At 59.8% G+C, this 18992-nt stretch carries 17 protein-coding genes; 12 read left to right on the forward strand and 5 right to left on the reverse strand.

The window, feature by feature from the left end; all coding sequences use genetic code 11:
* The first annotated feature begins 18 nt into the window (after positions 1–18).
* From FJU30_RS01955 to FJU30_RS01965, 3 genes are read left to right on the forward strand one after another with little or no spacing between them, the layout of a single operon-like run.
* Entirely contained in the window at positions 19–1137 is a 1119-nt protein-coding gene (locus tag FJU30_RS01955; protein ID WP_150433749.1) for an NAD(P)/FAD-dependent oxidoreductase, read from the forward strand.
* Positions 1097–1402 (forward strand): (2Fe-2S)-binding protein, encoded by a 306-nt coding sequence (locus FJU30_RS01960; protein WP_150433750.1) that lies wholly within the window; start codon positions 1097–1099, stop codon positions 1400–1402. The genes FJU30_RS01955 and FJU30_RS01960 overlap by 41 nt, the downstream gene beginning before the upstream one ends.
* Positions 1402–2955: a (2Fe-2S)-binding protein gene (locus FJU30_RS01965; protein ID WP_191091519.1), complete on the forward strand. Its 1554-nt coding sequence runs from the start codon at positions 1402–1404 to the stop codon at positions 2953–2955. The genes FJU30_RS01960 and FJU30_RS01965 overlap by 1 nt, the downstream gene beginning before the upstream one ends.
* A gap of 312 nt (positions 2956–3267) precedes the next feature.
* Here the strand turns inward: FJU30_RS01965 and ilvD are convergent, their stop codons facing one another.
* Positions 3268–5109, reverse strand: coding sequence for a dihydroxy-acid dehydratase (gene ilvD, locus FJU30_RS01970; RefSeq protein ID WP_150433752.1), 1842 nt, complete (start codon positions 5107–5109; stop codon positions 3268–3270).
* Between the two features lie 100 nt (positions 5110–5209).
* Here ilvD and FJU30_RS01975 point away from each other — a divergent pair, with 100 nt between their 5' ends.
* Complete coding sequence (locus FJU30_RS01975; RefSeq protein ID WP_150433753.1) at positions 5210–6112, forward strand: LysR family transcriptional regulator; 903 nt, start codon at positions 5210–5212, stop codon at positions 6110–6112.
* A gap of 237 nt (positions 6113–6349) precedes the next feature.
* Complete coding sequence (locus tag FJU30_RS01980) at positions 6350–6793, forward strand: DUF3828 domain-containing protein (protein ID WP_150433754.1); 444 nt, start codon at positions 6350–6352, stop codon at positions 6791–6793.
* A gap of 143 nt (positions 6794–6936) precedes the next feature.
* On the opposite strand, the gene FJU30_RS01985 is transcribed toward FJU30_RS01980, so the two are convergent.
* Complete coding sequence (locus FJU30_RS01985) at positions 6937–7536, reverse strand: SMI1/KNR4 family protein (protein ID WP_223881494.1); 600 nt, start codon at positions 7534–7536, stop codon at positions 6937–6939.
* 218 nt (positions 7537–7754) lie between these two features.
* On the opposite strand from FJU30_RS01985, the gene FJU30_RS01990 reads away from it, so the two are divergent.
* The 7 genes from FJU30_RS01990 (at position 7755) to FJU30_RS02020 (ending at position 15163) form a co-directional block, all read left to right on the forward strand.
* Positions 7755–8393 carry a vWA domain-containing protein gene (locus tag FJU30_RS01990; protein WP_150433755.1) on the forward strand — a complete coding sequence of 213 codons (639 nt, stop codon included), beginning with the start codon at positions 7755–7757 and terminating at the stop codon, positions 8391–8393.
* An 18-nt stretch (positions 8394–8411) separates the two neighbouring features.
* Positions 8412–9053: a TerD family protein gene (locus FJU30_RS01995; RefSeq protein WP_150433756.1), complete on the forward strand. Its 642-nt coding sequence runs from the start codon at positions 8412–8414 to the stop codon at positions 9051–9053.
* A gap of 1 nt (position 9054) precedes the next feature.
* A complete protein-coding gene (locus tag FJU30_RS02000; RefSeq protein WP_150433757.1) occupies positions 9055–9693 on the forward strand; it encodes a vWA domain-containing protein in 639 nt (212 codons plus the stop codon).
* A 119-nt stretch (positions 9694–9812) separates the two neighbouring features.
* Positions 9813–10853: a TerY-C metal binding domain-containing protein gene (locus FJU30_RS02005; RefSeq protein WP_150433758.1), complete on the forward strand. Its 1041-nt coding sequence runs from the start codon at positions 9813–9815 to the stop codon at positions 10851–10853.
* Complete coding sequence (locus tag FJU30_RS02010; RefSeq protein WP_150433759.1) at positions 10853–12535, forward strand: PP2C family serine/threonine-protein phosphatase; 1683 nt, start codon at positions 10853–10855, stop codon at positions 12533–12535. The genes FJU30_RS02005 and FJU30_RS02010 overlap by 1 nt, the downstream gene beginning before the upstream one ends.
* A gap of 33 nt (positions 12536–12568) precedes the next feature.
* Positions 12569–14068 (forward strand): helix-hairpin-helix domain-containing protein, encoded by a 1500-nt coding sequence (locus FJU30_RS02015; RefSeq protein ID WP_150433760.1) that lies wholly within the window; start codon positions 12569–12571, stop codon positions 14066–14068.
* 54 nt (positions 14069–14122) lie between these two features.
* Positions 14123–15163, forward strand: coding sequence for a hypothetical protein (locus FJU30_RS02020; protein ID WP_150433761.1), 1041 nt, complete (start codon positions 14123–14125; stop codon positions 15161–15163).
* Positions 15164–15277: 114 nt separating this feature from the next.
* Here FJU30_RS02020 and fucU read toward each other — a convergent pair whose 3' ends face one another.
* The 3 genes from fucU to FJU30_RS02035 are packed head-to-tail and all read right to left on the reverse strand — an operon-like array spanning position 15278 to position 18974.
* The gene (fucU, locus tag FJU30_RS02025; RefSeq protein WP_150433762.1) at positions 15278–15703 is read right to left on the reverse strand and encodes an L-fucose mutarotase; all 426 of its coding nucleotides are present in this window, start codon (positions 15701–15703) and stop codon (positions 15278–15280) included.
* Position 15704: 1 nt separating this feature from the next.
* Positions 15705–17156: an L-fuculokinase gene (fucK, locus tag FJU30_RS02030; protein WP_150433763.1), complete on the reverse strand. Its 1452-nt coding sequence runs from the start codon at positions 17154–17156 to the stop codon at positions 15705–15707.
* 45 nt (positions 17157–17201) lie between these two features.
* On the reverse strand, positions 17202–18974 hold the full coding sequence (locus FJU30_RS02035) for an L-fucose isomerase (protein WP_150433764.1): 1773 nt from the start codon (positions 18972–18974) through the stop codon (positions 17202–17204).
* Positions 18975–18992: the final 18 nt, after the last annotated feature.

Raw genomic sequence — 18992 nt, forward strand, 5'->3', positions numbered from 1 at the left:
GAAGCGGGAGCATAGCGGATGAGCGCAACGGAAGATTTCGCCGTCATCGGCGGCGGCATCGTTGGCCTGGCGATCGCCTATGGACTGCGGCGGCGCGGTCTGACGGTCACCCTTTATGACGGCGGCGACAATGATTTTCGCGCCTCTCGCGGTAATTTCGGTCTCGCCTGGGTACAGGGCAAAGGTGAACACTGCCCGCAGTACAGCGAACTGTCGCGACTGTCCAGCGAGCGCTGGCAGGCGTTTGCGGATGCCTTGCTGCGAGAAACCGGTATCGACTGCGAGTTTCGCCGCCCCGGCGGCATTAATATTTGCCTGGACGGCGCGGCGCTGGAGGCGGCCCGGGAGCGAATGGAGACTATTTACCGACAAAACCGCCGCCTTGATTATCAAATATGGCCTGCAGCACGTCTGCGTCGGCAGGTGCCGGCGATAGCAGACGGCGTGGCCGGAGCGATTTATTCGCCGCACGACGGTCACGCCAACCCGCTGAATACCCTGCGCGCGCTGATCAAAGCCTTCCAACTGGCGGGGGGAGTCTATCTCCCCGCCACGCCGGTGCGAGAGATCGGACGTGCGGGACAGGATTTTATCCTGCACACCGAACGGGGCGTTGACCTCGCCGGTCGGGTGATACTGGCCTCCGGTCTGGAAAATACCCGGCTCGGCGCGCAGGTCGGGCTGTCAATTCCGATCGAGCCGGTGCGCGGCCAGATTTTGGTGACAGAACGACTCCCGGCCTTTCTGCCTTATCCCACCAGCCTGGTGCGGCAGACCGGGGAAGGCAGCGTGCTGATCGGCGATTCTCAGGAGCGAGTGGGTCTGAACACCGACACCCGGCCGGAAATATTAAGCCGGATTGCCCGACGAGCCCTGTCGGTATTCCCGTTACTCAGCCATGTCCGCGTGGTGCGCGCATGGGGAGCGCTGCGGATCATGACGCCGGACGGCTTGCCGGTATATGGCGCGTCCGTCAGCCATCCCGGCGCCTTCGCCGTCACCTGCCACAGCGGCGTGACGCTCGCCCCGCTGCACAGCACGCTGGTTGCGGACTGGATTGCCGGCGACGGACAGAATCCCCTGTTAGAGGTATTTAATGCCCAACGATTTGCAGTTCAGACCCCTGACGTCGACTAAGGGGCAACCGATTATCATTTGGGTCAACGGCGAGCCGCTGGAAGCCCGTGCCGGCTGGAGCGTGGCCGCCGCGCTGCTGGCGCACGGCGTCGGCGCCTTCGGCCTCTCGGCTATTAACGGGCGGCCCCGCGGTCCATGGTGCATGATGGGCGCATGTTTTCAGTGCCAGGTGCGTATCGACGGCACGCCAGGCCGGCAGGCCTGCATGACGCAAGCCAGAGAAGGGATGCGCATCGACGTTCCCATCCCCCGGGGGGACGTTTGATGACGACCGTCGATGTATTGATCGTCGGCGCCGGCCCCGCCGGGCTGGCCGCAGCGCGTGAAGCGGCGGACGCCGGCCTGTCGGTAGGGCTGGTGGATGAGAATCCGCTGCCCGGCGGCCAGATTTACCGCAATGTTACCGCCTCGCCGCTTGACGATCCCGCCGCCGTTTTCGGCTCTGATTACCTGATGGGCCGCCCCCTGGCCGACCGGCTACCCACCGATCGTCTTCTTTATTTGCCTGCTACGCAGGTGTGGCAGGTGACGCCGGAAAACGTGGTTTACCTGCTGACGCAGAATAATGGCCAGGGCGCGTCATCGCGCGCCGGAGATGGTCTGCGTCAGGTGCAGGCCCGTTTTATCCTGCTGTGCGTCGGCGCGCTGGAGAGGCCCTTGCCGCTGCCGGGCTGGACTTTGCCCGGCGCCATGACCGTCGGCGCGGCGCAACTGCTGATGAAATCCGCCGGACTGTTGCCGCCGCAGGACAGCGTGTTGCTCGGCAACGGGCCGCTGCTGCTGCTGTTCGCCGCCCAGGTTATCCGCGCCGGCGGACGTATCCAGGCCATCGTCGAGACCACCACGCCCCGCCACTACCTGCGCGCCCTGCGTTTCCTGGCCGCCAGCGCGCGCCATACGCCGGGATACCTGCTTAAAGGAAGCCGGCTGCTATGGGATATCCGCCAGGCGGGCATCCCCTGCTTCACCGGCGCGAGCGCCCTGACTATCGCCGGCGAGCAGCAGGTGGAAGCGGTGGAATTTGAGCACAAAGGGCGGCGCCGGCGGCTGGCAACCGGCGCGGTTTTCAGCCATGCCGGCGTTATCCCGGCTACCCAACTGGCCGCCGCGCTGGGCTGCCGGCTCCGCTTCGATGAACAACATCAGTACTGGCTGCCTGAACTGGACGAATGGCAGCAAACCAGCCGACCGGGAGTCTTTGTTGCCGGCGATGCCGCCGGCATTATCGGCGCGGGCGCGGCGCCAGCCAGCGGACGGCTGGCGGTCCTGGGGATAATACGCGCAGCCGGCATCAGACGGGCCGCGCCTCCCGCCGCCACACAGGCATACTCCTCGCGGATTGCGCAGTTACCGCCAGATCGACCCGATATTGACCCGCCCGCATCGGCCGTTATTCTGTCCCGTACGGCGGCGTTACGGCGCGAACTGGCGCGCCATGCGGCTATCCGGCCTTTTCTGTCGGCGCTGTATCCGCCGCCCTGCGTCGTCGACGAGCCCGCCGACGACGTGATCCTGTGCCGTTGCGAACAGGTCAGCGTCGGTGACATCCGGGCGGCGGCGCGTGCAGGATGCGCCGGCGTGAATCAGTTAAAAGTGTTCACCCGCTGCGGCATGGGCGCCTGCCAGGGGAGGATATGCGGCGCCATGGCCGCCAGCATACTGGCATTAACCCGGCGGCAACCGATAAGCGACGCCGGCTATTTTCATGCGCGTTTCCCGTTAAAGCCGATCACGCTTGGCGCTATTGCCGCCAGTTATGACGACGCCACGTCATCTCAGACTGAAGGTAATCCCGTCGAAAAAGCGGGGGGGTCATAAGTCGCGTTTTCTCGTCATCGGAGAGCTGGAGAATCGTTACCGACCCGGCGCCGCGTCGTATGGCGCGCCTGGGGAAAACGTCGCCAGGCTCGCCTTTGCCGCCGGCGCAAATGGAACCCGGAGAAGAAATGAAAAACCGCGCCGGGTCTGGCACGACGGCGCGACGGCCCGGTAAGCGGCAGTCTTACCGGGCCGTCGCGCCAGACCTGTTTGCCTGCAGCCCCTCCCGGGAATACCGCCGATTTAGCGCCTGACCAATCAGCGCCGCCGAGCGGCGAATAGCCAGGGGCCGATTTTTGTCGACCACGTCGGTCAATCATCCACCCGGCGCACCGCGCCGCGTGCCGCACTGGTGGTCATCGCGGCGTAGGCCTTGAGCGCTGAAGAGACCCGCCGCCGGCGCGCTGCCGGTTTCCATGCTTTTGTGCCCCGCGCCTCCATCCGCTTCCTGCGTTCCGCCAGGGTTGCATCGTTCACCATCAGCCGAATGGATCGCGCCGGGATGTCGATACAGATGACGTCGCCCTCCTCGATCAGCGCGATAGCGCCCCCCTCCGCCGCCTCGGGCGACACATGTCCGATCGACAGGCCGGAGGAGCCGCCCGAAAAACGGCCGTCGGTAATCAGCGCGCACTTTTTATTAAGCGCCTTAGATTTCAGGTAGCTGGTCGGGTAAAGCATTTCCTGCATGCCCGGCCCGCCGCGCGGCCCTTCATAACGGATAACAACCACATCGCCGGCGCGCACCGCGCCGGAAAGAATGCCGTCGACCGCCTCGTCCTGTCCTTCAAAAACGCGGGCGACGCCTGAGAAACAGAGCATACCGGGATCAACGCTGGCGGTTTTCACAATGCATCCGTCGAGGGCGATATTTCCCGATAACACGGCAAGCCCGCCGTCCTGTGAGAACGCATGTTCAGCATCGCGAAGGCAGCCGGATGTTCTGTTGGTGTCCAGACCGGGGTAATAGTTATTCTGGCTGAATGCGCTGTGGCTACGCACCCCGCCCGGCGCGGCGCGATAGAAACGCCTGACGGCGTCGTCGGCGGCAGATTTCACATCCCAGTGCGCCAAAGCCTCGCCCAGCGTTGACGCATGAACGGTGGGTAAATCGGTATGAATCAGGTCGGCCCGCGCCAGCTCGGCCATCACGCCCATGATCCCCCCGGCCCGATGTACATTTTCCATATGCACATCGGCGACGGCCGGCGACACCTTACACAAGACCGGAACCCGCCGCGACAAGCGGTCAATATCAGCCATTGAAAAATCGACATGCCCTTCGTAAGCGGCGGCCAGCAAATGCAGCACGGTATTGGTCGAGCCGCCCATGGCGATATCCAGCGTCATGGCGTTCTCAAACGCCGCAAAGCTGGCTATAGAACGCGGTAATACGCTGATATCGTCCTGTTCATAATATCGACGGCTCAACGCGACAATCTTTCTGCCGGACTCAATAAACAGATCTTTGCGCAGCGCATGCGTCGCCAGCATAGAGCCGTTGCCGGGAAGAGCCAGCCCGAGCGCTTCGGTCAGACAGTTCATCGAATTCGCCGTAAACATACCAGAGCATGAACCGCAGGTCGGGCAGGCGACATTTTCCACGGCGGCCACCTCGTCATCGGACATTCCATCATCAGCGGCAATCACCATCGCATCGATCAGGTCGAACGCCCGCGCCTTGTCGCGCAGCCTGAGTTTGCCTGACTCCATCGGACCGCCGGAAACGAATATCGTCGGGATATTCAGGCGCAGCGCCGCCATCAGCATACCCGGCGTGATCTTGTCGCAGTTGGAAATGCAGACCATCGCGTCGACACAGTGGGCGTTTACCATGTACTCGACGCTATCGGCGATCAGCTCGCGCGATGGAAGACTGTACAGCATGCCATCATGGCCCATGGCGATCCCATCATCGACGGCAATGGTGTTGAATTCCTTTGCCACAGCGCCCGACGCTTCTATTTCCCTGGCGACTAACTGGCCGAGGTCTTTCAGATGAACATGGCCAGGCACAAACTGTGTAAAGGAGTTAACCACGGCGATGATTGGCTTATTAAAATCCTCATCCTTCATTCCTGTCGCCCGCCACAGGCTTCTGGCGCCGGCCATATTGCGGCCGTGTGTAGAGGTTCGTGATCGGTAAACTGGCATAAACGCCTCCTCAATAAGCTGAAGGCGCCATGTTAATTTCGACGAAATCGCTTGTGAAATATATTATTCTATAGCCATTAAGTCATCATGGATATTAATCATGGACATCAGACAGCTGAAACACTTCGTCGCGGTCGCGGAAACGCTCCACTTCGGCAAAGCGGCCGAACGGCTTAATATGACCCAGCCGCCGTTGAGTCAGTCGATCCTGTCGCTTGAGAGAGAACTGGGCGAGGCTTTGTTCTCGCGCACGAAAAGAACCGTCGCCCTCACCCCTTTCGGCGAACAGTGGCTGCCGCATGTCAGAAGCGCGCTGGCTTGCGTCAACGCGTTGCCGGGGTTAGCCAACCGGCTACGTAAAGGCGAGGCGGGGCGGCTGGCGTTATCTTTCGTCAGCACCGCCGACTACAGCGTGTTGCCGGCGCTGGTCAGCCAGTATCGCAGTCGTTACCCCACGGTGGACCTGGCGTTAACGGAAGCGACAAGCAATGTGCAAATCGCCTCGCTGCTTAATGACAAGAGCGACGCGGGCATTATCATTCCGCCGGCCAATACGGCATTACCGGCAGAGCTATCCTATAAAAAACTATTATCGGAACCATTAATCGCGGCGCTTCCCGAGTCGTGGGCCCGACAGCAACGGCTCAGGATTATCGATGGCAAACTCTGCCCCTCATCGGTCATAGACGCGCCGTTAATTATTTTCCCTCAACCTCTGGCGCCGGCTTTCCACGCCCTGGTGATGAGCTATTACGCCTCTTACGGAACGCAGGCCAACGTGATTCAGCACGCGATACAGATGCAAACAATCATTAGCCTTGTGGCCGCGGGGATGGGTATCGCTTTAGTGCCTAATTCTCTGCGCCATCTGGCAAGAACCGGCGTCGTCTATCTGGATCTCCTCGATGATCCTCCCCAGTTGGATACCGGGTTAGTGTGGCGAAAAGATAACGCGTCGCCAACGCTAAAAAATCTGATCGCCATCGCGCTGGAAGCGATCTGATATTCAACAACGCCATAAAATGGAACGGCAGAAAATGATCAATATATTTAAAATACCATAAAAAACAATATGTTATTTACTTGACTGAGTAACCGATGGCGGTAACCTGGCGGCGATGAGGGCAAGGGCGTGTTGGCGGAGCGCGCTTAGCCGGAGCCCCTACCAGGGGAAGCGCATCGGGATTCCGTTGCTCGACGCGCGCCTGCCAACTCTACCGCCACCGGTGAGGTGAAGAAGATGCGCTGTAAATTCCTGCTGCCTGTTCTTTTTACGCTGCTAAGCGCGCCGCTGCCCGCTCAGGCCAATGCGCAAATGCCCGAAGAGTTTGTGCGTCAATTTTACGCATGGTATATCGCTGCCGATAATGCGGATCAGCCCGCTGAAATGGATAACGATATTTATCGCTATGTCGCCAAAGCGACGGTGGACCGGGTGCGCGCCGATCTCAAACGGGGCGGCCTGCCGGACGGGGTGAGTTATTTCACCAAAGTGCAGGATTACCATCCCGTGGGCTGGAAAGCCAACACGGTGATCCACCCGGCAACCTCTCTGAATGACGGCGTTACGCTGGTCGCCGAGTCTTTCGGGCAACAAGAAAAAACCGATATCGTTCTATTTCTTAAACAAGAACAGGGTCATTGGCTAATTATGAAAGCCGATGATGTGTTGCCCTGGCCCTAACCTTGATTGACTCGCCGCCGTATGTTCGTCGCGCGGCGCACATACGCCGTTCGGCTCATCCCGCCCTGCAGGATGATTTCCCTGAGGAAAAACCCATGCTCCGGCAGAAATCCGGAGCATGCATCGTTAGCCCATCTCCTTACTCAATATATCGAGACGAATTCATAGCTGCGTTTAACCAGCGTGTTGAGATATTCGGCAAACGAGGGCGCCAGAACAATATAGCTGTCGGGATCGTGCAAATAGCGAATGATCTGCCCGGGGCGGCCGCCATTGATCGGGTTGAAGTCGATATACAGTCTGGAGGTGCCGCCATTATTGATGCAGTGGGCGAAACAGAGCCGCTCGCTGATGGGCAGCCGGATATCAATCTGGCTATCCACCTTGATAATATCCGGATTGGATAACCAGTCGCCGTAAACGTCGGCAATGCTCCAATCTTCGCCGCATTCATCAATAATCTGCCGGCAGGAAAGCAGATAGTAGCCAAAATCATCGCCGACATCCGAAGCCAGCATGGGAACGCTCACGGTAACGTCGCCGTAATCCCGCCAGTAAGTCCCGTCGACCCGCTGCAGCAGCTCGAGTAGCTCCGTCGGACAGGCGGGATAGCGCGTTTTCACCTGCTGAATATCCTGCGGCGCAGCGCCTTCAACCGCCGACCAGGGCTCGATATTTTCTTCGTCTAATGCATTAAATACATTATTTAAATGAGTGTCGATAAGCGAATATTTTTCCATCATGGCTTAGGGTTTCCGGCGTTATGTTTAGGCACATTATCGACTAAACGATACGGCGGAGAAAACAACAAAAAATGATTGGGTAAAGATACCGGCCGCGCGGCCGTTAGTCCCTTGAGCGAACGGCGCGCTGCCGGGGCACGATTCTGTTGTGTTCACACCTGAATCAATTATGATGTCGAAACATCAGGTTATCACTATCCATTAGTGAGGTGACGCTTATGCGCAGACTACCGGTTTACCTACTGCTTGATACCTCGGGTTCGATGACGGGAGAGCCGATCGAAGCCGTTAAAAACGGCGTGCAAACGCTGCTGTCCACACTTCGGCAAGATCCCTACGCGCTGGAAACCGCGTATGTTTCCGTCATCACGTTTGACTCCACCGCTCGCCAGGCTGTTGCTCTCACCGATCTTATCAACTTCAAGGCGCCAGAACTGACCGCCAGCGGTACGACGGCCTTCGGCGAAGCGCTGACTCTGCTGTCCGCCTGCATTGAACGCGAAGTGCATAAAACCACGGCGGAAACGAAAGGCGACTGGCGTCCACTCATCTTCATCATGACCGACGGTTCCCCAACCGACGACTGGCGCGATGGCGTCAGCGCCTTTAAAAATACCCGCACCGGGGTCGTCGTCGCCTGTGCGGCCGGTCAGGCGGCGGAAACGAAAGTACTGAAGGAAATCACGGAGATTGTACTGCAGCTGGATACCGCTGACTCCAGCACGATCAAAGCATTTTTTAAATGGGTTTCAGCGAGTATTTCCGTTGGCAGCCAAAAAGTCGAAGCGGGTAAAAAAGAGGTAATCGGCCTCGATGATTTACCGCCCCCGCCGCCAGAAGTTAATGTTGTACTCTAACAGGATGAAGGAGCCGTTATGTCGGTAAGTCTAAGCAAAGGGCAAGGCGTCAGCCTCAAAAAAAACGAACATGATCTGTCCTCGGTCACGATTGGTCTGGGCTGGGATATCAATGAAGAGAAGAAAGGCTTTCTGCGCGGGCTGCTCAGCGCGAAAAGCGAAGAGTACGATTTAGACGTCATCGCTTTTCTCTGTAACGCGGCCGGCAAGGTTACCGATTTCGGCGATATTCAGAACGGTAAGCCCACGCTGGTCAACAGCGACGTCATTTTTTTCAATAACCTGAAGCACAAATCGGGGCAAATCTGGTTAACCGGCGATAACCGTACGGGCGAAGGCGACGGCGATGACGAGCAGATCATCGTTAACCTGAATACGCTGGATGATAAGTACGCCAAGATCGTGTTTATTGTGCAAATCTATAATGGCGAGCAGCTGGGGCAGCATTTCGGCAAAGTGAAAAACGCCTATATCCGCGCGACGGACGCCAAAAACGTCGAAATGGCGCGTTTTGATCTTTCCGGCGGCGCGGCTTACGCCAATCAGCGTTCGCTGCTCTTTGCCGAACTGGTCAGAGAAAACGGCGGCTGGAAACTGAATGCTATCGGGGAACCCTCTCCGTCGGATACGTTCATCACCCACCTGAAGGATCATGCCTGATATGAGAAGGCTACCGGTTTATTTATTGATCGATACCTCCGGTTCCATGCGCGGGGAGTCCATTCATGCCGTGAATGTGGGTATTCAGGCGATGCTAAGCGCCCTGCGCCAGGATCCTTATGCGCTGGAAAGCGTGCATCTCTCGATTATTACCTTTGATAATGAGGCGAGAGAATACATTCCCCTGACCGCGCTGGAGCACTTTCAGTTTACCGATATTACCGTGCCCAGCAGCGGGGGGACCTTTACCGGCGCCGCGCTCGAATGCCTGATCGACTGCGTCGATCGCGAAGTAAAACGCGCCGATGGCGATCAGAAAGGCGACTGGCGTCCGTTGGTATTCCTGATGACCGACGGCACCCCGTCGGATATGTACGCCTACGGCGAAGCGATTCAGGCAGTCAAAAAACGCGCGTTCGGCTCCATCATTGCCTGCGCCGTGGGGCCGAAGGCGAAACATGAGCATTTGAAGCAGCTGACGCCGCAGGTCGTTGCGCTTGAGACGCTGGATTCAACGGCGTTTGCCGGCTTCTTCAAGTGGGTTTCGGCCAGCGTATCCACCGGCAGCACCAGCGCCGGGGTGACGTCCGGCCAGGACACTCTCCCGCCGCCGCCGCCTGAAATTCAGCTGGTGCTGTAATCCGACGGCAAAGCTCAGGGAAACCGGGCTTTGCCGTTTTATTTTGCGATCATATTGATACAGCTGTCGTTTCAGTCTGAATTAAAAATAAAAATCAATGCCTGATGGGGGTTTCGTTAATGAGAAGACTGCCTGTTTTCTTTGTCCTGGATTGCTCTGAATCGATGATTGGCGACAATCTGCAGAAGATGAATGACGGCCTGCAAATGATCGTCAATGACTTGAAAAAAGACCCGCACGCGCTGGAAACCGCCTATATTTCCGTTATCGCCTTCGCCGGCGTAGCCAAAACCATCGTGCCGCTAGTCGAAGTCGTGTCCTTCTACCCGCCCCGGCTGCCCATCGGCGGAGGAACCAGCCTCGGCGCCGCGCTGCATGAATTAACCCGCCAGATCGACACTCAGGTGATAAAAACCAGCGCCGAACGCAAAGGCGACTGGAAACCGGTGGTCTATCTGCTAACCGACGGTCACCCCACGGACGACATTACGCCCGCCATCAAAAACTGGCAGGAAAAATATTCGAATAAAGTCAATATGATAGCAATAGGCCTCGGATTATCCGCCGATTTGAATATTTTACGTCAGCTCACGGATAACGTTCTGCTCTTCACCGAAGCGCAGGAAGGCGACTTCACCCGTTTCATCAAATGGATCACCGCCTCCGTGGTGGCGCACAGCCGCAGCGTCGGCGACGAATCGCCCCCGCTGTTAAGTAAAACCGATCGGATTGTGCGGCTGGCAAAGGATGAGGTGGCGCGCGCTTACGACGAATCCTGCGTCACCCTGGTCGGGCGCTGTAATAAATCGCGTCGCCCTTATCTGATGAAATATGAAAGGCCCAATGTCACGGTCTCGTCTCTTGATTTTAAGCTGAATATCAACGGCTTTAACCTGACGGGATGTTTTCCCATCGATGAAGACTATTTTGCCTGGAGCGATAACGCCGTTTCCACGCTGCAGGTGAATACCGCGGAACTGCACGGCGTGCCCGGCTGCCCCCACTGCGGCAATGCCACCGCGTTCGCCGTTTGCGCCTGCGGCAAACTGCTGTGCGTCAACGGTCCGGAAGAAGTAATCTGCCCCTGGTGCGAAAAAGGGATCGCATTCAGCCAAAATGACAACAACGCCGATTTTGATGTCAACCGGGGGAAAGGCTGATGACCCAACATACGCCGTTTATCAGGTCGCTGCTGATTCCCATCCTTGCGCAACGGAAGATCACGCTGACGGAAAGCATGCTGGCCACGCTCAGCGCGGATAAGGATATCCAGCGCCTTATTGACGATTTGACGCACAAAGTCCTCGAAAAGGCGCAGCCCGCGACCAATGACACGCCGCCCGCCGCGGAATATCAGCGCGCGGTTATCCCGCCGCTGCCGCCGCTGGCCGCGCCTCAACCCGCGCCGCTTTCGCCGGCGGACATCGCCCTTGCGCAGATAACCGCCGACTCGCGCCCCCGCGCCGGTGAAGAGAACACCGACGCGCCGGCGGCGGACGCCGAAACAAACGAGCAGACCGAACGCGATGACGCGCAAGAGCCGCAGGCCGGCACGCCCTTAGACGCGGCGCCGGCGGCCAGCCCGGCAGACGCCGAAAGTCCGGAATCGCAGCCGGCTGCCGCGCCGTTAAAACCGGGCCAGGTGCCGCGCCAGACCGGCGCCGCCCGCCCGCCGGCGACAACGCCGCCGCCGATCAAAATCAACCTTGCCAACGCGCGGGTGGGCGCGCCCTATCGCGCTACGCTGGATATCCCGCCGGATGACGGCGCCGCCGTTGTGAGCGTCGACATGCCGCAGGATATCGGTCTGGCGTTCGATGCGGAAACCCGCCAGCTGACGGGAACGCCGACGAAGAGCGGCGACTACGAACTGGAGATCAGCTGGACGAGCCGCGAACGCACGCCCCAAACCGCCCGCACGCTGCTGATTATCAATCCGGACCCGCGCAGCCTGTGGAAGGTCATCGAGCCGCCCGCCGACGATAAATATTTCAAGCCGAATATCGATCGGCGGATGATCAGCGCGGGCGAAGTCAACATGGCGGCCGCCAGCCGCAGGGGCCGCTCGCACGAACACGTGGGCGCATTCCGCGATGATGACTTTTTCATCGCCCACGATGCGCAAAACGGCTGGAGCATCATGATCGTGGCCGACGGCGCGGGCAGCGCTAAAAACTCGCGCCAGGGATCGCGCATCGCCGTGCAGACGGCGGGCGAGTTCCTGAGCAAGCGTATGTCGGAGGAGAACGATGACAAATTGCTCGATCTGATTCAGCGCTGGGATGCCGATTCTCATCAGGCGCTCGGTCTCTACTTTTCCCGTCTTTATCACAATGCGGCCCGTCTGGCGGTCAACACCATTAATAATGAAGCCATCAAGGTCGGGGAGCCGGTCAAATCGTTTTCCACCACGCTGCTGGCGACGGTCTCGCTGCGGCTGGGGGAGGAATGGTTCGCGGCCTCATTCTGGATGGGCGACGGGGCCATCGCCGCCTATGGCCCGGCCGGCAAAGTGCGTCTGCTGGGCGCGCCGGACAGCGGCGAATATGCGGGGCAAACGCGTTTTCTCGACAACGACGCAATGAATGACCCCGCGTTTAACAAACGCATTATCATCGGAAAATGGCGGGACGTGTCCCACCTGATCCTGATGACGGACGGCGTTTCCGATCCCTGGTTCGAAACCGATAATGGCCTGCAATCGGGTGAAAAATGGCGTGAGCTGGTGAGCGAATTGTCTCCCGCCCTGCAGGATGAGCAGGCGGCGGAGCGGCTGACCGAATGGCTGAGTTTCTTTTCAGCCGGCAATCACGATGACCGGACGATCGCCGTCTGCTGGTAATCGTTCTGTTATGCTAAGAGTGGGTGAAGCTACATGGCAAAGATTATTACCTGTACGACCGTGGATGGCAAAACGGTCCAGTATGTTGATGACATCATCGGTTCAGGTTCGATGAAAGACGTTTATTTTTCGCCGGATAAATCCTATGTCGTCGCGTTCTATAAAAAGCCGCAAAGCGCGCAGGCCAGAGAACGGATTAACATGATTACCGGCCGTTTCAGGCAAAATATTTTCGAGCAGGCCGGCGGAGAATACTGGCAAGGGCTGTTTTGCTGGCCCACCGACATGATCGAGCACGACGGCAAGCTGGGCATTGTGGTTCCCACCTATCAAAGCCACTTCTTTTTCAAATACGGCTCTAAAAATAACGACTTTCTGTCGATCAAAGGCCGGGAGAAAGAGGGCAAATGGTTCGCCAGCGCCAACAACCAGAATAAGTTCCTCGATCCGCGGGAGCGCGGCAATACGCTGAATTACCTGAAAGTGTGCCTGTTGCTCACGCGCGCGGTGCGTCGCATGCATGCCGCCGGGCTCTGCCATAGCGACCTGAGCTATAAAAACGTGCTGATCGATCCGGAACAGGGACACGCCTGCGTGATCGATATCGACGGCCTTGTGGTGCCGGGGAAATTCCCGCCCGATGTGGTCGGAACGCCGGATTTTATCGCTCCGGAAGTGGTAAAAACCAGCCATTTGCCCAAAGAGGACAAAGACCGTTTTCTGCCCAGCATCAGCACCGATCGCCACGCGCTTGCCGTATTGATCTACATGTATTTGTTTTACCGCCATCCCTTACGCGGCGGCAAAATCCATGACATGGACGACGAACTGCGCGATGAAACGCTTTCCATGGGGGAAAAGGCGCTGTTTATCGAGCACCCGACCGATCGCAGCAACGCGGTAAAAATCAGCCAGGTAAAACCCTCCGCCTTGCCGTGGGCGGACCCGGAGAAAATCCCTTATACGATCATGGGCCCTTATCTCTCGCCGCTGTTTGAAAAAGCCTTTATCAGCGGGCTGCACGATCCGGCGCAGCGACCGACGGCGGACGAGTGGGAAAGCGCGTTAATCAAAACCATCGATCTGATTCAGCCCTGCCAAAATCCGGCCTGCGAACAGCAATGGTACGTTTTCTCCGGGAAAACGCATCCGGTTTGCCCTTACTGCGGCACGCCTTACGCAGGGAAACTGCCGGTGCTGAACCTTTACTCGTCGCGCAAGGCCGGCAGCTATCGTCCCGACGATCACCGGCTGATGGTGTGGAGCGGCCAGTCGCTGTACGCATGGCACGTTAATCGCCTGATAGCGCCCAACGAAAGAACCAGCGAAGAACAGAAAAAACGCGTGGGGTATTTCCAACAGCATCAGGATCAGTGGTGGCTGGTCAATGAAGGCATCCATGATTTGCTGGTGCTGCCGGATAAACAACGGATCGCCATCGGCGATAAACTGCAGCTCACCGACGGCCTGCAATTCGTGCTTTCGCTGGAGGAAGGCGGCAGGCTGGTGGTGGTGCAATTGATCGCCAATTAGCGGCGCGGCTCTCGCGCCGCGCCATCGTCAGATCATGCCGGGAAGGTCAGCGACATGAAACGGTATAGCCTGTTTACAATCCTGTTGTTTTCGCTGTCCGGCGCCGGGCAGCCGCTGGACGCCGGCGATCCGATGCGGCGCATTCTGTTGGATCGGATGCGCAGCGAAATCGATTATCCTGCCGACATCCGGTTTCGGGTTAAACAGCTAAGCGTCAGCGGCGACCGCGCCTATTTCTGCGCCACCGCGCAAACCGACGCCGGCGCGCTACGCATTGACGGCAAGCTCGTACTGTACGATCGGGAGCTGCGCCGCTCGCCGGAAGGCGTCTGGGCGACGAGCGCTAATTTCGATTCATCGGCGGACTCCCCGTCGCGGGCGCGCTGCCATTTCTCGTCTTATCCTCCGGCGCCGGCCGTCGGACAGGCGGGCGACGTGCCGCAGCACCCGGCAGAGCCATCGGCCGACGATGCCCCTGCCCCTGCCTCTGCCTCTGCCTCTGCCTCTGCCTCTGCCTCTGCCTCTGCCTCTGCCTCTGCCTCTGCCTCTGCCTCTGCCCCGCAGGCGATGCTCGCCGGGTTTAAGGCGTTTCAACAGGCGCTGGCTTCCGCCGATGCCGCCTGGCTTAAACACCATATTGTCTTCCCGCTGCCCGGTATCAGCGATGTATTACTGGCGGGCACCGAAGATGAAGCGAGCGGCGACATTTCGCCGGCGCTCTTCGACAAGCACTCAGCCTTGCTGATCAGCCGGTTAAAAAATCTTACTCTGCTCCGCGTCGACGCAGCGAAACGAGAAATCGGCGAGTTCCGGCTTAATGCGTTGACGCCGCAAGCGCAGGCGCGTAAATATTTTCCCGCCGAAGAAGATGGGCAATTCTATTATTATCAGGGCGCGCAAAAAATCACCGTCGAGGGGGTATGCGACGAGCATGGTTTTACTCATTTCGCCGATGACGAACTGGTTGTATTTCTCGGAACCCGCGCCAATCAAACCTTGCCCGGCGTATCGGAAGTGTGCGACGGCGGTATGATTTTACGCTTCAGTATGCGGCAAGGCGCGCTGATGCTGTCGGGAGCGGATTACGTCGGCTAGCTGCGACGCCCCCCGACGCGGGGTTCCGCCTGCGCGCCTTCCGGCGCCATAAAGTGCGCCGTCGCCCTCTGCCGATAATACCCGGCCACCGCGGCAGAGGGCGCGCTGACGTCGCTACGACGGCGTCACCCCTTTCTTCAACAGAATGTTGCCATATTTCGCGCGCTCCCCGCACAGTACGATCGCAAAGGCGCGCGCCGCCCGTTGATAAAAGGCAAAACGGTCGATGCGTTCGATCGGCGGCCCGCCCCGCTCCTGAAACAACGCCTGGCGATAGCGCCGCTCCACGTCCGGGTCCAGCGAATCGCCGGCGACCGGCGCCATCATGACCAGCGGCGGCGCATAGCTGTCTAATTCAAACAGCGGGATCACCGCGGCCAGCAAATCGCTGACCGCCAGGCCATCGGCCCGAATCACCTGCGGACCCAGGCTATGGGCCGGGAAATGGGCGTCGGCGAAGATAATCTCATCGCCGTGCCCCATTTCGGCCAGCGTTTTCAACAGTTGCGGCGAGATCAGCGGGGAAATGTTTTTCAGCATGTCATACTCCTTCAGCCTCTGACGCCAGCGCCTGATAGGCCGCGCGCTGAACGCCGGGATAATAGTAACGATAGCGATAGTCGACCTGCGCGCGCGCGTGTTCCGGCGAGGGGTATGCGCCGCAGCCGGCCCAGGCGAACATGGCGGCGCCCAGCACCGTGGTTTCGGCGTCCTCCAGCACCTTCACCGGCAGGCCGAGAATATCGGCCTTGATCTGGCTCCACAGCGCATTGCGCGAGCCGCCGCCCACCAGCAGCAGTTCCCGCGCCTGAAACGCGCCGATCGACTGCAAAATATCGAGGTTGCGGCGCAGTTGCCCGCTCAGGCTCTCCAGCGCCGCGCGATAGAGATGGCCGCGCGTGGTATCGAGCGTGACGCCGCGCCAGCCGGCCTGCCGCGCCGGCCCCAGCAGACCGCAGTCCATCCGCACGCCCCCGGCGCCGGGCGGCAGCTCAGCGGCCTCATCGTCCATGCTCTGGTACACCGCCGGCGGCGACGCCTCGCGCCACAACAACCGGCGCAGCCATTCCAGCACGCCGGAGGCCAGCCACTGCAGGCCCGGATTAAACAGTCCGGGCTGGCTGTCCAGTTCGCAGGTGGAGCCGTCATAGCGCGGCAACTGCGCGGTATCGACCTGCGGCGTGCGCACCATCAGAATCTCCCAGGTGCCGGAAGAGAGCACCGGCTGCAGCAGACCGGCGCCGGAACCGAACAATGCGAACTGGGTGTCGTGTCCGGCGGAAATCACCGGAATGCCGGCCGACAACCCCAGATGCGCCGCCAGCGCGGGCTGCAAAACGCCGACCATCTCGCCCGCGCTCACCATGCGCGGGAACAGGCGCGGCGATAAACCGGCGCGTTGCAAAATCACCTCGCTGAAACGCTCGCGCCGGACATCCAGCAATTGGCTGGTGCCCGCCATCGTGCGGTCGGTGGTGAATTCGCCGGTCAGACGCTGGTTAATCAGCGAGGAGATAAACAGCCAGGCGTGCGCCTTCTCAAGCAGCGCCGGATGGTATTGCTTCAGCCACAGCAGTTTGTAGAGAGTATTAAAGCTGAACTGCCCGATGCCGGAGAGCGTCTGTAGCGCGTCCGGGGCGATATCGCGCGCCGCCTGCGCCATCATTTCCAGCGTGCGCGGGCATTTCCAGCTGATAATCGGATAGAGCAGTTCGCCGTTTTCGTCCGTCAGCGCGCCGTCCACGCCGAAGGTCGTTACCGTCAGCGCCCGAATATTCAGGCGCGCCGTCTGCGGCGCGATATGCCGGCAGCACGTCTGCAAACGCGCCAGGATGTCATCCAGCGACCAGTTATGCCAGGCGGGATTTTCGGCCGCGGGCCGGCTGGCGTTGGCCACCGCCGCGTTGGCGATAACCCGCCCCTGCCTGTCCAGCGCGATCGCCCGCACGTTCGTGGCGCCGCAATCCAGCACCAGCACCGCCTCTTGTCTCATATCGCCTCCTGGCGGACGACGCGACAGCGCGCCGACCCGCGCCGTTTAACGTTTGTACAGCGGGCCATAGTTTCGGCAGGCGCGATAATCCTGCCCTTCGCTGTCCATGCCGTGGGCCGCCCAGGCCGTCGGACGATAAATCGCCTCATCCGCGACGTTGTGCATACAGACCGGGATCCGCAGCATGGCGGCGAGGGTGATTAAATCCGCCCCCACGTGGCCGACGGTCAGCACGCCGTGATTCGCGCCCCAGTTGGCCATCACCGACCAGACATCGCGAAACGCGCCCTGGCCGGTCAGGCGCGGCGCGAACCAGGTGGTGGGCCAGCTGGAATCCGTGCGTTTATCCAGCGTTGCATGCACCTCCGGCGCCAGGTCGACGCTCCAGCCTTCGGCGATTTGCAACACCGGCCCCAGCCCTTTCACCAGATTCAGGCGGCTCAGGGTAAAAGCCACGCCGCCGCGAGTGAGGAAGCGGGAAGAATAGCCGCCGCCGCGGAAATATTCCTGCAGCGCCGGGCACCATTGCGTAGCGGCCAGGCAGGCTTCCGCTTCCTGCCGGCTGACCTGCCAGTGCGGTTTTATGGTCGGGTTGCCCTGCTCATCCTCCTGACGGCAGGAGCCGTCCAGCGCGGCCGAACCGGAATTGATCAGGTGGATAATGCCGTGTTCGGCGCGTCCGGTCAGTGTTGCGCCGGTCACGCGCGCCACTGATTCGGGCGACCAGAAGGTGCGTACGTCGGCGAAGATCTGAGCCGTGCCGGTCAGCAGGTGGCCGAACAGCATCGAAACGCCGTTCAGGCTGTCGTTTTCCGTCGCCAGGATATAGGGCTGGCGCACGCCGTTCCAGTCAAAAGAACTGTTGAGCAACGCTTCGGCGATATCGCCGTTCGGGTATTGATCGGTCCAGTGGCGCTGGCCCTGAAACCCGGCCGCAATCGCATTGTAGCCCTGCGCCTCCTCGGCCCATCCTTTTTCAGCCAGCCGGGCGTTGCCCTGCATCATGTCGCGGATGCAGATGGTCATCAGCAGGCTTTCACGCAGGACGGCCCGGTTGGCGTAAGCGGTGCGGCGCGACGCCTCGCTGTTTTTGTCTTCGCCGTAACGGAAGTATTTATCCACCCAGCTCAGCGCCAGCCCGAACTCTTGTTCGTCATAGATTTTCTGATCAATACGGCGACGCAGCTCGGTCATATCGACCGACTGAACCTTCATGCCCAGCCAGGATTCGAAAAAATCATGATCGACGATCGAACCGGCGATGCCCATCGATACGCCGCCCAGCGAAAGGTAGCTTTTCCCCTTCATGCCGGCTACCGCCAGCCCGGCGCGAGCAAAGCGCAGCAGTTTTTCCCGCACGTCCGCCGGCATCTGCGTATCGCCGGCGTCCTGCACTTCGCGGCCGTAAATCGCAAACGCCGGGATACCCTTCTGGTTATGCGCCGCCAGCGCCGCCGCCAGATAGACCGCGCCGGGACGTTCAGTGCCGTTAAATCCCCAGATGGCTTTCGGACGCAGCGGATCCATATCAATGGTTTCGCTGCCGTAGCACCAACAGGGCGTAACGGTAATTGTCAGGCCGACGTTCAGTCGGCTGAAGGTTTCCTCGCAAGCGGCGGCTTCCGCCGTGCCGGCGATACAGCCGTCGGCGATCACGCATTCGACGCGGGCGCCGTTCGGGTGGCGCAGTTGCCCGGTCAGCAGTTGCGCCGTCGCCTGCGCCATATTCATGGTTTGTTGCTCCAGCGATTCCCGCACGCCCATTCTGCGGCCATCAATCACCGGACGAATGCCAATTTTAACTAAGCCAGGCGCCATGGTGCTTCCTCAAGGTGA

This window comes from Affinibrenneria salicis (assembly GCF_008710095.1).

What these genes read in the sequence shown, in the direction of transcription:
- FJU30_RS01955 (WP_150433749.1), top strand. Translation starts at nt 19, where the DNA reads ATGAGCGCAACGGAAGATTTCGCCGTCATCGGCGGCGGCATCGTTGGC.
- FJU30_RS01960 (WP_150433750.1), top strand. Translation starts at nt 1,097, where the DNA reads ATGCCCAACGATTTGCAGTTCAGACCCCTGACGTCGACTAAGGGGCAA.
- FJU30_RS01965 (WP_191091519.1), top strand. Translation starts at nt 1,402, where the DNA reads ATGACGACCGTCGATGTATTGATCGTCGGCGCCGGCCCCGCCGGGCTG.
- ilvD (WP_150433752.1), bottom strand. Translation starts at nt 5,109, where the DNA reads ATGCCAGTTTACCGATCACGAACCTCTACACACGGCCGCAATATGGCC.
- FJU30_RS01975 (WP_150433753.1), top strand. Translation starts at nt 5,210, where the DNA reads ATGGACATCAGACAGCTGAAACACTTCGTCGCGGTCGCGGAAACGCTC.
- FJU30_RS01980 (WP_150433754.1), top strand. Translation starts at nt 6,350, where the DNA reads ATGCGCTGTAAATTCCTGCTGCCTGTTCTTTTTACGCTGCTAAGCGCG.
- FJU30_RS01985 (WP_223881494.1), bottom strand. Translation starts at nt 7,536, where the DNA reads ATGATGGAAAAATATTCGCTTATCGACACTCATTTAAATAATGTATTT.
- FJU30_RS01990 (WP_150433755.1), top strand. Translation starts at nt 7,755, where the DNA reads ATGCGCAGACTACCGGTTTACCTACTGCTTGATACCTCGGGTTCGATG.
- FJU30_RS01995 (WP_150433756.1), top strand. Translation starts at nt 8,412, where the DNA reads ATGTCGGTAAGTCTAAGCAAAGGGCAAGGCGTCAGCCTCAAAAAAAAC.
- FJU30_RS02000 (WP_150433757.1), top strand. Translation starts at nt 9,055, where the DNA reads ATGAGAAGGCTACCGGTTTATTTATTGATCGATACCTCCGGTTCCATG.
- FJU30_RS02005 (WP_150433758.1), top strand. Translation starts at nt 9,813, where the DNA reads ATGAGAAGACTGCCTGTTTTCTTTGTCCTGGATTGCTCTGAATCGATG.
- FJU30_RS02010 (WP_150433759.1), top strand. Translation starts at nt 10,853, where the DNA reads ATGACCCAACATACGCCGTTTATCAGGTCGCTGCTGATTCCCATCCTT.
- FJU30_RS02015 (WP_150433760.1), top strand. Translation starts at nt 12,569, where the DNA reads ATGGCAAAGATTATTACCTGTACGACCGTGGATGGCAAAACGGTCCAG.
- FJU30_RS02020 (WP_150433761.1), top strand. Translation starts at nt 14,123, where the DNA reads ATGAAACGGTATAGCCTGTTTACAATCCTGTTGTTTTCGCTGTCCGGC.
- fucU (WP_150433762.1), bottom strand. Translation starts at nt 15,703, where the DNA reads ATGCTGAAAAACATTTCCCCGCTGATCTCGCCGCAACTGTTGAAAACG.
- fucK (WP_150433763.1), bottom strand. Translation starts at nt 17,156, where the DNA reads ATGAGACAAGAGGCGGTGCTGGTGCTGGATTGCGGCGCCACGAACGTG.
- FJU30_RS02035 (WP_150433764.1), bottom strand. Translation starts at nt 18,974, where the DNA reads ATGGCGCCTGGCTTAGTTAAAATTGGCATTCGTCCGGTGATTGATGGC.